The sequence below is a fragment of the Ruegeria sp. C2 genome, from assembly GCF_056537765.1.
Genome location: NZ_JBQFRZ010000002.1, coordinates 139,370 through 154,673 on the forward strand (window position 1 = coordinate 139,370; position 15,304 = coordinate 154,673).

The window sequence follows — 15,304 nt, forward strand, 5'->3', positions numbered from 1 at the left end:
ACGACAATGCCCCGCAAACCTTCGTATGACCGCGATGCGCTGATTGCGCAGGCCAGAGATTTGTTCTGGCGCCAGGGCTGGGCCGGAACATCACTGAAGGATCTGGAGCGCGAGTTGAATCTGAAGCCGGGCAGTTTCTACGCTGCCTTTGGCTCCAAGGATGCGCTGTACGCATTGACGCTGGAGCGTTACGCGCAAGATGGCGTGGCACGTTTGATGGCGATGGCGCAAGAGATGGGGCCGCTAGGCGCGTTGAAAGCGCAGCCGCATGTGGTGGTTGACGAAAGCGAGATGCCTTCTCGGGCCTGTATGTTGGCGAAGACCTATGCGGAACTGCAGGCCAAGGGGCATGAGCTGGCGGACAAGGCCAGTTACCATATGACCGAGATGAAAGACTGCTTCGCCACCCTCTTTCGAAGAGCACAGGCAGCGAGGGAAATCGGTGCTGAGCACGATCCTGACCGCCTTGCCGCGCGCTATCAATCCGACATTCTGGGCCTGCGTTTATCGGCAGAGCGTAGCGATGTGAATGCAACGGAAATCGCTGACGATATCGCGTCGGATCTGGATCGACTGTGATCAGCTAAAAACAGCGCCCGGCGGCACAAAATGTTGGGGGATGGCGTGACATTCCCCACCAGAAAACGTATAACATACCAAAATAATATAGGTACTAACGGCATGTCCGAAGACGCACAGGCACCCCAGGAATACGGCGCAGATTCCATTAAAGTTCTCAAAGGCTTAGAGGCTGTTCGCAAGCGCCCGGGCATGTATATCGGCGACACGGATGATGGTTCGGGTCTGCACCACATGGTGTATGAGGTTGTCGACAACGGAATTGACGAAGCTCTTGCAGGTCACGCCGACCATGTAACCGTCAAAATTCACGCCGATTCCAGCGTTTCGGTCAGCGATAACGGGCGCGGGATTCCGGTGGATATTCACCCGGAGGAGGGTGTGTCGGCAGCTGAGGTCATCATGACCCAATTGCATGCTGGCGGTAAGTTCGACAGCAATTCCTACAAGGTGTCGGGTGGCCTGCATGGTGTGGGCGTTTCGGTGGTAAACGCTCTGTCCGATTGGCTGGAACTGCGCATCTGGCGTGCCGGAAAAGAGCATGTCGCACGCTTTGAGGGTGGTGAGACAGCGGAACATTTGAAAGTCGTGGAAGAGTGCGGCGATCGCACGGGAACTGAAGTTCGGTTTCTGGCATCGACTAACACATTCTCGAACCTCGAATATTCGTTTGAGACGCTGGAAAAGCGTCTGCGCGAACTGGCCTTCCTGAATTCGGGTGTGCGGATCATTTTGATCGATGAACGCCCGGCGGAACGGCTGGAAACCGAGTTGTTCTATGAAGGCGGCGTCAAGGAATTCGTAAAATACCTTGACCGCTCCAAGACCCCGGCCATGTCAGAGCCGATCTATATCAAGGGTGAGCGCGACGATATCGGTGTTGAGATCGCCATGTGGTGGAATGACAGCTACCACGAGACCGTGCTGCCCTTCACCAACAACATCCCGCAGCGCGATGGCGGCACTCATGTGGCTGGATTCCGGGGCGCGCTGACCCGGACGATCAACAACTATGCACAGTCCAGCGGCATTGCGAAAAAGGAAAAGGTCGGCTTCACCGGTGACGATGCGCGCGAAGGTTTGACCTGCGTGTTGTCTGTGAAAGTGCCTGATCCGAAATTCTCGTCGCAGACCAAAGACAAGCTAGTTTCGTCCGAGGTACGCCCAGCGGTCGAAGGCCTGATGAACGAGAAACTGGCCGAATGGTTCGAGGAAAACCCGAACGAGGCCAAGGGGATTGTCGGTAAGATCATCGAGGCCGCCTTGGCCCGCGAAGCCGCTCGTAAAGCCCGAGAGCTAACCCGCCGCAAGACGGCGATGGACGTGAACTATCTGGCCGGTAAGCTGAAGGATTGCTCCGAGAAAGATCCATCCAAGACCGAAGTCTTCCTGGTCGAGGGTGACTCGGCTGGTGGTTCGGCGCAAACGGGCCGGGACCGGCTGACGCAAGCCGTTCTGCCGCTACGCGGGAAAATCCTGAACGTGGAACGCGCGCGGTTTGATCGGATGTTGTCGTCTCAGGAAATCGGCAACCTCGTGATGGCGCTGGGCACTGGCATTGGCCGCGATGAGTTCAACATCGAAAAACTGCGTTACCACAAGATCGTCATCATGACCGATGCCGACGTGGACGGCGCGCATATCCGAACGCTGCTGCTGACCTTCTTCTACCGGCAAATGCCAGAGTTGATCGAGGGCGGTTATCTCTACATCGCGCAACCGCCGCTATACAAGGTTTCTCGGGGTAAATCAGAGGTTTACCTGAAAGATCAGGCCGCGCTGGACGATTACCTGATCAATCAGGGCGTCGAAGGGGCGGTGCTGAAACTCGGCTCAGGCGAGGAGATCATAGGTCAGGATCTGACGCGCGTGGTCGACGAAGCCCGTCAGTTGAAACGCGTGTTAGATGCCTTCCCAACCCACTATCCGCGCCACATTCTGGAACAAGCTGCCGTGGCAGGGGCCTTTGTGCCAGGGGCGGTCGACGCCGACCTGCAAGGCGTGGCCGACAAGGTGGCGGCCCGTCTCGACCTGATCGCGCTGGAATATGAACGCGGATGGCAGGGTCGGATCACGCAGGATCACGGTATCCGTTTGGCCCGTATCTTGCGCGGTGTCGAAGAGATCCGCACGCTGGATGGCCCCATGCTGCGTTCTGGTGAGGCCCGCAAGACCGGCAGCTTCACGCAAAGCCTGCAAGAGGTCTACAGCACGCCAGCCACCCTGATCCGCCGTGACCGTTCACAGATGATTCACGGCCCGCTGGATCTGTTGCGCGCCATTCTGGAAGAGGGTGAAAAGGGCCTGTCTCTGCAGCGCTACAAAGGTTTGGGCGAGATGAACCCGGATCAGCTGTGGGAAACCACACTGGACCCGGACGCCCGAACTTTGTTGCAGGTGCGGGTAGACGATATGGTTGAGGCAGACGATCTGTTTACCAAGTTGATGGGAGATGTGGTCGAACCACGGCGCGAATTCATTCAGCAAAACGCACTGAGCGTTGAGAACCTCGATTTCTGAGGCTGTGTAGGTTTGCGCATAACACTTCGCGCACCCCATAAGTTTACGTAGTTCGCCCATAGTTTTGCGCTGCGCGTTTGTCTGCATTAGCGACGAATTCAATCAGTTTATGGCTTAGTCGTCGCGGTTATGGCCCTTTGCATTGCTCAATCCCGCAAAGGGCCTCCCTAAGGAACCTTGGATTCTCGCGAAGGTCTGCGATGCGCAGAAAGCGGACTTTGCAAAGTCCGACAACATCTAGTCTCCAATCACTGAGCCACATATGAAAATCATCGGGCCAGAAGCAAAGCCACAAGCGCAACTACACCCGATGTAGTTTCGCTTGCCAGGTTGCATGAATGGTCATAGCGCATGGATGTCGAACGGATCGGAGAAACCTTTGATCATGGTTCCATCAAATGTTTCCAACACGTTGGCCTCTTCCAGCAGGTCGAAAGTTTCTTGATCGATCAATATCCGGCTTCCGGTTTTCTGTGTTTCTGCCTCAAGTCGAGCAGCAAGGTTTACGGTCGATCCTATGCAAGTATACGTCGCTCGATTGTCCGTACCGGCATAGCCAGCGACGACTTCACCCGTCGCTATTCCGATGCCGATTTTAAGGTCGCTTTTCCCTTCGGTGCGCCGTTCGAGATTTAACATCCCGATCATGTTGTGCATTTCATGCCCGGCCGCCACTGCACTTTGCGCAGAATTGGGCAGTGGTTGCGGAACTCCAAAAAGAGCCATCAAACCGTCACCCAGCATCAGGCTGACAATTCCGCCATTGCTGGTAACTGCCTCGAACATCAACGTGTAGAACGTGTTGAGCAGGTCAATTGTTTCTTCAGGGGCGAGATTCTCCGATAAGGTCGTGAAGCCGCGAATGTCACAGAAGAGGACCGAAGCATTGGCACGCTTGCCGCCTATCGCAAAGCCTGACTCTTGCAGGTCTTGTGCAACCTCCGTTGTTGCAAAGCGCTCTAGCAGACGCTTCTGTTCGTCCCTGAGTCTTTTCTTTTCTAGGCCGCTGGAGACGCGCGCACCGAGAAGTGTCTTATTGACCGGTTTTGGCAGGTAGTCTTCGGCACCCAATTCGATACAGCGTACGACATTGTCGAGCCCCTCAACAGATGACGTCACGATTACCGGCAGATCACGCAGGTCGGTGTCTGATTTGACAGCCTCTAGAACCTGAAAGCCGTCCATTTCGGGCATTTCGATATCCAGCAGAAGCAAGTCAAATGGCTGGCTAGACAACATCTCCATTGCCACCCGGCCGTTTTCCGCAACCGATGCTTGGTGACCCAAAAGCTCTACGCTGCGCGACAAAAGTAAGCGGTTCACCTTGTTGTCATCGACGATGAGCAAATGGCCGGGGGCGTCAGACATCAATCAGGCTCCTTAAAGCAGCTGCAGCAATGGTGAGATCGGTTTCCAGCGCTGTTGCATCTGTAAGGTCTCCGGCTTCAGGCAGTTCTCCGAGCTCGATTATCCTGGCCCGTTCAGCGAGAGAGATCGCCCCAAAGGTATTGGCATTCGACTTGATGGAGTGCGCAGCACGGCGGTATCGGTCGGCATCAGCCGCGCCCGCAGCCGCTTTCAATTCGTCAATCATGCCAGGCGCTTCGTCGAGAAAGGTGTTCACAAGCTCGGCTGCAAATTCTTCGCCTGTGGTGTCTTTAAGCTCTGCTAAGATTTCATGATCAATTGGGCTGTCTGTCATGGATCACCTTCTTATTCTGGGGGAATTTAACAGGGATTCAATTAGGACCGGTACGCGGATCGGTTTGGTGATGTAGTCGTCCATCCCCGCTTTCAGGCACATCTCACGGTCACCCTGCATTGCGTTCGCGGTCATCGCAACTATGCGAGGGCGGCTACCATCCGGATGCGCTTTGTTGATACGACGAGATGCTTCAAGCCCGTCCATCTCGGGCATTTGCACATCCATGAAAACGACATCGTATGTTTGCCGGTTGACGCTTTCGACCGCTTCAACACCATTGCTGGCCAAATCAGCGCGGTAGCCCATCTGTTCCAGCAGACGAAGTGCAAGTTTCTGGTTCACCAAATTATCCTCGGCCAGCAAAATCCGCAGCGGATGTCGCGTTGCCATATTCGGATCTGTTTGCGGTTTGCTCTGAGGTTTGGACGGCTCTACGCGCAGTTTTTCAGTCGCGAACAATGTGACCAGGGTATCGAACAGGTGTGATTGGCGCAAAGGTTTGGCAAGGTTGGCGGCGAAGAGCCCATCCTCAAGGTCTATGTCGCGCGGGCCTAGTGAACTGAAAAGGATAAGTGGCAAGCCCGGTTTCTTGGCGCGAACCCTTTTGGCAAGCTCTTCTCCATCCATGTCGGGCATATGCATGTCGAGAATGGCCAAATCGAACTCGGTGCCTTCTTCAAGTATGCTCAGCGCCTCTGAAGGAGATTCACACGTCGTGGTCTGTGTGCCCCATTTTTCGGTTTGAAGCGAAAGGATCTTACGATTGGTGGCATTGTCGTCCACCATCAAAATTCGCTTGCCCTCAAGTTCAGGCTGTACACCAACAAGATTGCGAGAAGTCGACTTAGCTGGCTTTGCAGGTTTGACCTGGATCTTGAAAACAAAGGTGGACCCGCTCCCCTCGCCATCACTTTCAGCCCACATAGTCCCGCCCATAAGTTCTGCTAGGCGTTTCGAGATCGCAAGACCCAGACCAGTGCCGCCATATTTTCTGGTCGTTGAACTATCCGCCTGACTGAAAGACTGAAATAATCGGCTCATGCCCTTTTGGGATAGGCCGATTCCAGTGTCTCGGACTTTGAACGTTAGTTCGAGCGATCCCTGTACCTTGGCGGATTGTTCAACAGACAGAACCACTTCGCCGCTTTCGGTGAACTTCACTGCGTTAGAAAGCAGGTTCAGCAGAATTTGCCGCAATCTGGTCAGATCTGCGCTAATCGCCAGCGGTAGCGCGTCATCGAACTCATAGGCTAAATCCAGCTGTTTCTCGGCGGCTCTGCCGCTGACTAAGTCGAGAGCGCTTTCTATGCATTCGCGCAGGTCGAACGGATGGTTTTCGATATCCATCTGCCCGGCTTCAATTTTCGAGAAGTCGAGGATCTCGTTGATGATACCCAACAACGCGTCACCACTATCGCGGATGGTGTTTGCATAGTCGCTTTGCTCTGCATCCAACTCTGTGTCCATCAACAGGCCGCTCATCCCGATTACGGCATTCATGGGGGTTCGAATTTCGTGGGACATCGTGGCCAGGAATGCGCTTTTTGCTTCGTTGGCAGTTTCAGCAGCCTCGCGCGCTTCTTCAGCTTCGCGGAAAAGGCGCACGTTCTCGATGGCAATAACAGATTGATCGGCAAAGGACTCGGCCATTGCAATATCGTCATCCGAAAATGGTGTTTTGGATTTCCTGATGAAATAGAGGCCGCCCAGACATTTGCCTCCGCGCATCAATGGCACGCCAAGGAAAGCTTCAAACCCGCTTTCTTCGTGAAGTTTCTTTGCCAACCGCGGCAGGTCACCCGACGACAAATCATGCACATGCATGGTTTTTCCAGAAAGTAATACAGACGACAGAAAATTGTCGTGCGGATCCAGCGGGTGCCGGGTTCTTCCGAAATCACGTATCAGTCCTTTGGGCGAGGCCAAAGCCACTTGCCACCAAAAACTCTCATCCGACAACGCCGCACCAGCCATGTCGCACGAAACAAGCCGTGTCGCGGAATCTACGATCACCTCAAAAACAGGCGTTGTATCCGTGGGCGATTGGCTGATCACCCGCAATACATCAGCGCTCGCAGTCTGACGTGCCAGGGAAGCCTGAGTTTCATTGAACAGGCGAACATTTTCCAGTGCGATGATGGCCTGATCGGCGAAGGACTCGGCAATGGCGACTTCATCTTCGCTGAAAACTTTGGCAGTTTTTCGGATGAACACCAAGGCACCGAAACATTCCGTCCCGCGCATCAGAGGCACTGTCAGCGAAGACTTGAACCCTTTCCTGCGGATGATCTCTTGATCGCGTGGGGGTAGCTCATCGTACCGCCATTCGGGCAAATGCAAGGTCTTGCCGTTCTTGATTGCCTTGGACGGCAAATTGTCTTTGGGATCAATTGGCAGGCGCTCGGTCCATGTGATTTCTTCGACGCCACCGGGTGTCGCAGCGGCGATTTGCCAAAGTTCAGTCTTGTTCGCCTGAATAGCAATCGACAGGTCGCAATCTATGAGGGTCGTCGCCAGCGCGACAATCTTCTCGAAAACCGGCTTGGTATCCGTTGGGGATTCAGAAATAACTCTTAGAACATCCGCGCTTGCGGTTTGGCGCGCGAGGGCGGTCTGCGTGTCATTGAAAAGCTGCGAGTTCTGAATGGCGATGATCGCCTGTGACGCAAAAGTCTCCATCTGCTTGATTTGCTTTTCGTCAAAAGCTGCGGTGGTTCGGCTCCCCATGCTGATAACGCCGATTGTGTCACCATCGCGGATCAGTGGCACGGAAAGGACGGATCGATAGCCCTCGAGATTGGATTTGAGCAGCGGATCGTAATTGGGGTCAGCTTGCGTATCTTCAACATAGTCGGCCCGTCCATGCAGAAGCGCACGTGCCGTGGCCGATGTTTCCCCGGGCTCAAAAGGATGCGCCTTTAAAAAATCCGCGAATTTGCCCGACAAATTGTGCCCGGCAAAATAATGGTACTTCCCATCTTCGGGTGCCTTAAGCGCCACGAAGGCATCCTGCAGGCGACAAATGCGAGACGAAACGGCCAGCAACGCCTCCAGCACAGGCTCCAATGCATCAGGAGATCGGGAAATAACTTCGAGCACCTCGCTTGTGGCTTTCTGGTACGCTAACGATTCCTCAACTTCCTTGGTTCGGGCTGTCACCTCGTCAAAAAGGTGCGCATTTCCAAGCGCAATTACCGCTTGCGAGGCGAACGTTTCAACCAAAGCTATCTGCTTGTCCGAGAACGCCCCAATATTCGAATGAGCAAGTGAAATCACGCCGAGCGTGACCCCATCCTTTACCAGTGGGACCCCTAAAGCTGAACGAAATCCGGCACCCAGTGCTTCTTCTTTCCAAGCATAATCCGGGTCGTGCTCAAAATCTTCAATGTACACCGTTTTGCCTGTCAGCGCGGCGCGTCCCGTGGTCGTACCCTTGTCTGGAACAAGCACCTGACGGGTTATGACGTCGAAATGAGCTGCGGCGGAATTGTGGGTCGCAGCAATGTCATAAATTCCAGTGTCTTCATTCAGAAGTGCGACGTAAGACGCTTCGGGTTTGCAGATGCGAACCGCCACCTGCAAAATAGCTTTGAGAACTGGATCGAGTTCATTTGGCGAGCGCGAGATCACTCCCAGCACTTCAGATGTGGCTGTTTGATAGTCGAGCGCTTCTTCAACTTCTGCGGTGCGTGCCTGCACTTCTTTAAACAAACGGGTGTTGTTGATCGCGATCACAGCCTGGGATGCGAATGTCTCTAACAGGTTGACCTGTTTTTCGCTAAACGCCCCGGGCTTCCGGTGCGCCATGACGATAACACCAACGGTCACGCCTTCGCTGACTAAGGGGACGCCGAGGGTGGTAAGGTAATCACCGATCTCCGCCGCCACCTTCCATGTGTAAGTTGGATCTTTACTCGTATCTTTTATGTAAACAGTCTTGCCATGAAGGGCCGTGCGGCCGATGCACGAGCCTTCCTCTGGGGCAATAGGGTTGTCTGACAAATAGTTGAGAAACGCATCACTCACGTTGTGGGACATGGCCACACGGTACAACCCATCGTCAGCATCCCGCATTGCGAAGAATGCATATTCTGGATCGCAAATGCGTGAGGAAACTTCCAGGATTGCATCTAGCACCCGTGGAAGATCGTTAGGCGAACGAGAGATGACGTCTAAAACCTCTGACGTGGCAGTCTGGTATTCTAGTGACTGCACGACCTCGGCAGTGCGTTCCTCCACTTCCCGGAACAGGTTGGCATTTGTAATGGCGATTATCGCTTGGTCGGCGAAGGTTTCTAACAACTGAATCTGCTTGGTGGAAAATCCCGAAACCTCGGTTGATCCGACCGAAATTACACCCACAACCTCGCCATTTTTGACCAACGGGACCCCGAGCAGGGACCGATATTCCCCGACGCCGCTGTCCTCCATCCAAGTATAAGACGTCTCGGTTTCGACATCTTCGATATAGATGGTGCGTTTCGACAGTATGGCACGCCCGCTTACACCGCTTTCATCAGGCGAAATAGGATGCGCTTTGACATATTCCGCAAAGGTCGTGTCCTGCGTAAGTATCGCAAGAACATAAAAAAGCTGATCGTCGGGGTTCAACATTGCAACATAGGCATCCTGCAATTCGCAGATGCGCGACGCTTCTCTGAGGATAGCATCAAGAACAGGCGCCAGTTCATTTGGTGACGCCGAAATAACCCGCAGCACTTCGGATGTAGAGGTCTGGTATTCCAAAGCCTGCGTAACTTCCGCTGTGCGATCCTGAACTTCGCGAAACTGTCGGACGTTTTCCATTGCGATAACGGCTTGAGCCGCGAAGGTTTGGACCAGTGCCACGTCGTCGTCTGAGAATGGCGCAACTTCACGGCGATAGAGGACAATTACACCGAGACCCAGGTCATCCTTCATCAACGGAACCGCCAGAACCGAGCGGGCCCCTTCAATCTCAACCATCTGAACCCTTTTTGGGTCGCGATCCCTGAGGTAAAGGGGATCGTTCGCGATATCGTCCTGGCGAATGACCTCGCCATCGATCATTGGTTTGATCGCAATTAATTCAGTGCGAGTAAGCGGCTCCTCAAAATTTTTGAGCGCTTCGTCAAAATCGGTTCTCGCACCAATATTGGCCGGGATCGTTGCGATTCCGCGTTCGTGATCAGCCACACATAAGAAGGCAAGCGGCGCTTTGCACAAACGGCTGGAGTTTTCGAGAATGCTTTGGAAGACCGGCCCTTCGTCGTCGCGGCTGCGGCTGATGACTTCGAGGATTTCTCGGGAGGCTTTTTCCCGCTCAAGTCGTTCCTGAACCTCGCGAAACTGGCGTGTGTTCTCGATGGCAATGACGGCGTGTTTGGCGAACTCTTCAATGAATTGTACGTCGGGATCAGAAAACGGGCGGACTTCGCGGCGGCTGACTGCAATCGCACCAATCGCCTGTTCCCCCTGCATCAACGGGACTACAACCCGTGACCTGATGCCCTCGACCTCGACCATTTTAACGGCGGTAGGATCACCCGAACGGTAGAAATCGGTGTCAACAATATCAGCAACGCGTACGACCTTACAATTTCGTATCGCTGCGGCAGCCGTGATGGAACCATCAAGCGGCCACTCCTCTCCTATTTGGACGTCGGTTCTATTGTGACCCCATGCTCCTGCCAGTCGAATATGGGTTCCAGCAATGTTGACCAAAAGAAGTGCAGACTGATCCGCGTCACAGATTTCCGTGGCCTGCTGTAGCACCGCTTCAATGACGCGTGCATCGTTGTCCCGGCTTTTGCTGATGACACTCAGAACCTCCTGCGTCGCCGCTTGGCGTTCCAACTGGGTGTGCAGCTCTTTCATTTGACGGGTATTGTCGATTGCGATCACAGCCTGCGCCGCAAAGCCCTCGACCAAGGAAATCTCGTCGTCGGTAAAGGGTCGCACCTCACGCCGGTAAATCCCAATGACGCCTACCGGATCACCATTCGACGACATCAAAGGAACCGTCAGAAACGAACGGACGCCTTCCTCGTCAACCAATTGCCGACGCCAAGGATCCCCGTTGATATAGTGATCCGTCTGGCGCAAATCGACATTGTGAATGACCCGTGCTTCCCGCACGGATTCGGCGATCTGTAAATTTGAGTCCAGAGACCAGCGATCCACGCCGACCTCGTAAGTCGCCAATCGCTCGCCAAAATGGGCCGCATACTCAAGATGAGTTCCTGCCTCATTTAGCAGGCTCAACGTGGCTACATCTGTTCCGCAAAGCCGTGCGGTGTTTTCCAAGATCGTCTGAAATACCGGTGCTTCATCTTCCCGAGACCGACTGATCGTCTCCAGAACATCACGCGTGGCACCTTCACGAGCCAGACGCACCTGCAACTCGCTAAACTGTCGAACATTTTCAATTGCAATGACCGCTTGCGCGGCGAATGTTTCAACCAGCTGCACCTGATCGTCGGAATAAGGTCGTACCTCATCCCGTGCCAACATCAGGCATCCGATTGCGCTACCACCCACTTTCAATGGAACAAAGAGATTGCTCCTGCACCCATGAGTGTCGACGATGAGCTTAAAGCGCTCATCTCCCGATTTATGAAAATCGGTGTCCCCCATATCGACAACACGTTTTGTCTCGCCACTTAGAATTGTGTCGGTCACAATGGAGTTGCCTGGCTCCATCGTGTATTTGCCGTCGAGCCAGAGTTGTTGAATATCCGGGTGTAGATTAACGCTGGCAACCAGTTGCTGACGAGCATCACCTTCTTGCCCGAGTACCAGACCGGCAAAAAAGGCATCACAGAGATCTTTTGCCAGCGTTACAATCAGGTCGCATACTGGCTGGATGTCTTCCTTGGTCTCGGAGATCGCCTGCATAACCCGCGCGGTGGCTTCAAACCGAGCCTGCTGATCATCCGCGCTGAGCCCCCTGCTTCGCGAGGATGACGACGCTGAATCAGCAGTCTCTCTTGATGCCTTTTTTCCACCCACCTGCGTTCGTGCCCCCCACGCAAACTAATGAAACACACAAGACCGGAGTTTAGTGGGCATACGATAGAAGTCACAGAGTTTCTTTGTGGGTCGTGTTCTATGCGGTTCGGGCGATGCCGGTAGGGTATCTAAGACTTCCAATGGCTGCTTGGCCTGCTTAGAGTTCGTTCGCCAAATCGGGGCGGATGTCTGCTTTGCGCGATGCAAACGCAGCAACTTACGGCGTTGATGGACGGCAGCTCTGGGCCGCCCCTCTCGGACGGCCCACCAACCTAGATTTCAATAGCTTCGGCGATCGCTAGGGCATCCTCAAGTTCCACACCTAGATATCGGACGGTGCTGTCCATCTTGGTGTGGCCAAGGAGAAGCTGAACAGCTCGAAGGTTTCCGGTCTTCTTGTAGATCTGAGTAACCTTGGTTCTCCTCATTGAATGGGTGCCGTAGGCGCTTGCCTCTAGACCGATCGACGTGACCCAATCGCGGACAATCCGTGCGTATTGGCGTGTCGAGATGTGTAAGCGTTCATGAAATCGGCCCGGCCACAGGTACTCGGAACCGACCATCAGTTCGTCTTCCATCCACTTCTCAACAAAGGCTCGTGTGCCTTCGGATATCTCAAAGCGCACAGGTTTTTGAGTCTTGCTCTGAAGGACCGAAGCCCGTTCCTTGATTTGACCGGATGCCATGACATCAACGACCTTCATCTTCACCAGGTCGCAGCCGCGCAACTTACTGTCGATCGCCATGTTGAACAGCGCTAGGTCTCGATGGTTCTGAGCCAATTCAAGTCGCACTCGGATTGCCCAGACGCGCTTTGGTTTTAATGGTCGCTTCTGGCCGACGATCCGCCCCTTGTTCCAAGCGGGGCGAAGAGCACGAATGGCAGGTAGATTTGGTGTTTCCATGACTGATCCTCCGATCCGCCATGCCCTCCCAAAGCGACAACCCGACGTTGACCGGAACATTTTATCATAGCTTGCTGCGCTGCCTCCGAGGTCCGCTAATGGGATGTACCGGCTGCTTCACCCAGCAGGTTAGGCTTTGCCTATTTCTGCGAACTGGAGAAGTAGCATGGCGAAGAAAGACTTTGATGAGTTAATGTCGATAGGCATCGATATTGGCAAAGACACTTTCCACATTGTGGGTTTCGATCCGACGGGACAGCGGGTTCTGCGTAAGCAGATCAAGCGCCTCGCATTAGTCGCAACATTCGAGAAGTTGCCGCGCTGTATTGTAGGCATGGAAGCGTGCTTGAGCGCGCACTTTGTCAGCCGGACACTGCGCGAGATGGGCTTTGAGCCCCGGATCATCCCGGCAATCTACGTGAAGCCATTCAATAAAGGCCAGAAGAACGACTACAACGATGCTGAAGCAATTGCAGAGGCCGCGCTTCGGCCGAACCTGCAAACTGTCTCCGAGAAGAGCCAGGATCAGCTCGATCTTCAAGCGCTGCACCGGGTCAGATCGCGTTTGGTGTCTCGCCGGACGGCGACCATCAATCAGATCCGCGCATTCCTGATTGAGCAAGGCATCACGGTCCGGAAAGGCCTGCGTGCCCTGAAGAACTCGTTCGAAGTGATCCTTGAAGAACGCAAAGACGAGATATCGCCGCGGATGCGGTCAATTCTGATCGGCCTTTACGGTGACTGGATGTGGATGGACGACAGGATCGACAAGGTGTCTGCCGAGATCGAGGAGATCAGCCGAACCGAAGAGAACTGCGTCAACGTGATGACTGTTCCTGGTATCGGCCCGATGATCTCGACCGCGATGGTTGCGGCGATCGGTGAAGGTGAGGCGTTCGATCGCGGTCGTGACTTTGCGGCCTGGGTCGGTTTGGTGCCTCGACAATACAGCACCGGCGGTCGAACCGTGTTGGGACGCATCTCCAAACGGGGAAGCAGGTACCTGAGGATGCTGTTCGTTCAGGCGGCAAAGATTATCATGATGCGACCGCATCGTTGGCCCGATTTCAGCTTTGGCGATTGGCTGGCGCGTGCTTCTGAGCGCATGCATCGCAACAAAGCTGCTGTCGCCCTTGCCAATAAGCTCGCCCGCATGGCGTGGAGCATTCTGAGACATAAAACGGCGTTCGATGCGCCAAGAGACGAGGTTGCCATCGGCGTCTGAGCCGAAGCAACCCAAAGGAGTTCGCGACAGATAGAAAGCATGGAACGGAAAAACTACGCACCCAGAATCTGAGGGCTCACTAGGTCATGACCGACCTGTCCGCTAATGAGATCACGGCGCGTGCGTAACCCCAACAAGGCCACGACCCGCGTGTCGATCAACAGGCCGGATACATATGAGCGACTTCCGAGGAACATGCGAAGAAATCATTTGCGAACAGCAGCCGGTACATACATATGAGCCCATAGTGACCGATGCTGCGCGATCAACCGACGGCGGCTATGCGCAGAAAGCTGACTTTGCAAAGTTGCCGTTCAACGTTTCGCTTGCCCGACCTGACCGTCCCAGATGGTCGGAGGCTCTTCTTGGAAGTGCGGCACTTTAGATTGTTGTCCTAATTGAGGCAAATTTAGGTACAGAGCATTTTTGGGCTACGTCAGCCAACGTAAACGCCAGGGAATATGGGCAATACGAAATCCAATTATCCAGATGACAATTGACGAACTATTGGTCGACTAATCTCATTGTCCGAGCAAAACCTACCATGCGAGCTTCAGCGCTGCTTCCGTTTGACCGAAATAATGCAGCCAGAGTGTTTTGGATGTCGTGCCGGTACATCTCGTGCCATAGCGTCCACGTTTCCGAGGTGCCGCAACGCTCCGTTGTTCAGCAAAACGCCTCGCCCAGCATCATACCGGCGCTGTCCGAAACCGCTGGCAACACATTCCCAGTTTTCCTTGGCCGCCGCGTTGCGGAATCTCGGTAGGTCGTGCGGGTCATGCCGTCCAGGTATTGCTGCGACGTGATCGTGTTTCTTTGAATTGCTTTGGTGATTTAGATGGTGGGTCACTTGTGTTGTGCCAGGTTGCTGGACAGTACCGGTTGTCGGCCTCGGCTTGGGGCGCATGATTGTCACGACGCCTTGAGGTTTCGGATGTCCTGGGACGGCCACATGAGTTGCCGTCGGTTTTGGTGTCAACTGTGGAACCTGGCCAGGAACCGCAATGGGAACAGCTGTGGGAACTTGGTATGGCGTAGGAGTTTGGGGAGGAGTGACCACCGGGGTCTGGCCCGCATTAGGTTGCGGTACCTGCTGTTGAACTGGATTTGGCACAGCAATTTGCGGAGTAGTGGCAACAGGCGTTTGTCCCGTGGAAGGCGTAGGCACCTGTTGCGGTAGCGTCGAAGGCACAGGAGTTTGCTGAGGAGTGACGACTGGGGTCTGACCCGCTATGGGTTGCGGTACCTGCTGTTGCACCGGATTTGGCACAGCAATTTGCGGTGGTGTGGCAATTGGAACCTGAACGGGCGTTGCGATAGGAACGCGACCGGGGATTGCGTTCGGGACCGCGCCCGGCGCAAGGACGGGCACAGCAACGG

7 protein-coding genes are annotated in these 15,304 nt (G+C 54.4%); 3 read left to right on the plus strand and 4 right to left on the minus strand.

What is annotated here, in order from left to right:
• The first annotated feature begins 6 nt into the window (after positions 1-6).
• Both ACR0IV_RS10445 and gyrB read left to right on the plus strand, forming a co-directional pair.
• Positions 7-579 carry a TetR/AcrR family transcriptional regulator gene (locus ACR0IV_RS10445; protein ID WP_480660093.1) on the plus strand — a complete coding sequence of 191 codons (573 nt, stop codon included), beginning with the start codon at positions 7-9 and terminating at the stop codon, positions 577-579.
• Positions 580-681: 102 nt separating this feature from the next.
• Entirely contained in the window at positions 682-3,099 is a 2,418-nt protein-coding gene (gene gyrB / locus ACR0IV_RS10450) for a DNA topoisomerase (ATP-hydrolyzing) subunit B (RefSeq protein WP_480660094.1), read from the plus strand.
• 342 nt (positions 3,100-3,441) lie between these two features.
• Here the strand turns inward: gyrB and ACR0IV_RS10455 are convergent, their stop codons facing one another.
• From ACR0IV_RS10455 to ACR0IV_RS10470, 4 genes are all read right to left on the minus strand, one after another.
• Entirely contained in the window at positions 3,442-4,467 is a 1,026-nt protein-coding gene (locus tag ACR0IV_RS10455; protein ID WP_480660095.1) for an adenylate/guanylate cyclase domain-containing protein, read from the minus strand.
• A complete protein-coding gene (locus ACR0IV_RS10460; RefSeq protein ID WP_480660096.1) occupies positions 4,460-4,801 on the minus strand; it encodes an Hpt domain-containing protein in 342 nt (113 codons plus the stop codon). The genes ACR0IV_RS10455 and ACR0IV_RS10460 overlap by 8 nt, the downstream gene beginning before the upstream one ends.
• A gap of 3 nt (positions 4,802-4,804) precedes the next feature.
• Positions 4,805-11,680 carry a GAF domain-containing protein gene (locus ACR0IV_RS10465; RefSeq protein WP_480660097.1) on the minus strand — a complete coding sequence of 2,292 codons (6,876 nt, stop codon included), beginning with the start codon at positions 11,678-11,680 and terminating at the stop codon, positions 4,805-4,807.
• A gap of 386 nt (positions 11,681-12,066) precedes the next feature.
• Positions 12,067-12,699: a tyrosine-type recombinase/integrase gene (locus tag ACR0IV_RS10470; RefSeq protein ID WP_480660098.1), complete on the minus strand. Its 633-nt coding sequence runs from the start codon at positions 12,697-12,699 to the stop codon at positions 12,067-12,069.
• A gap of 166 nt (positions 12,700-12,865) precedes the next feature.
• On the opposite strand from ACR0IV_RS10470, the gene ACR0IV_RS10475 reads away from it, so the two are divergent.
• A complete protein-coding gene (locus tag ACR0IV_RS10475; RefSeq protein WP_480661152.1) occupies positions 12,866-13,924 on the plus strand; it encodes an IS110 family RNA-guided transposase in 1,059 nt (352 codons plus the stop codon).
• Positions 13,925-15,304 lie beyond the last annotated feature (1,380 nt).

Bases quoted from the DNA above. Each gene is read 5' to 3' on its own strand.
- ACR0IV_RS10475 (WP_480661152.1), top strand. From the start codon at position 12,866: ATGGCGAAGAAAGACTTTGATGAGTTAATGTCGATAGGCATCGATATT.
- ACR0IV_RS10465 (WP_480660097.1), bottom strand. From the start codon at position 11,680: ATGCAGGCGATCTCCGAGACCAAGGAAGACATCCAGCCAGTATGCGAC.
- ACR0IV_RS10470 (WP_480660098.1), bottom strand. From the start codon at position 12,699: ATGGAAACACCAAATCTACCTGCCATTCGTGCTCTTCGCCCCGCTTGG.
- ACR0IV_RS10460 (WP_480660096.1), bottom strand. From the start codon at position 4,801: ATGACAGACAGCCCAATTGATCATGAAATCTTAGCAGAGCTTAAAGAC.
- ACR0IV_RS10445 (WP_480660093.1), top strand. From the start codon at position 7: ATGCCCCGCAAACCTTCGTATGACCGCGATGCGCTGATTGCGCAGGCC.
- ACR0IV_RS10455 (WP_480660095.1), bottom strand. From the start codon at position 4,467: ATGTCTGACGCCCCCGGCCATTTGCTCATCGTCGATGACAACAAGGTG.
- gyrB (WP_480660094.1), top strand. From the start codon at position 682: ATGTCCGAAGACGCACAGGCACCCCAGGAATACGGCGCAGATTCCATT.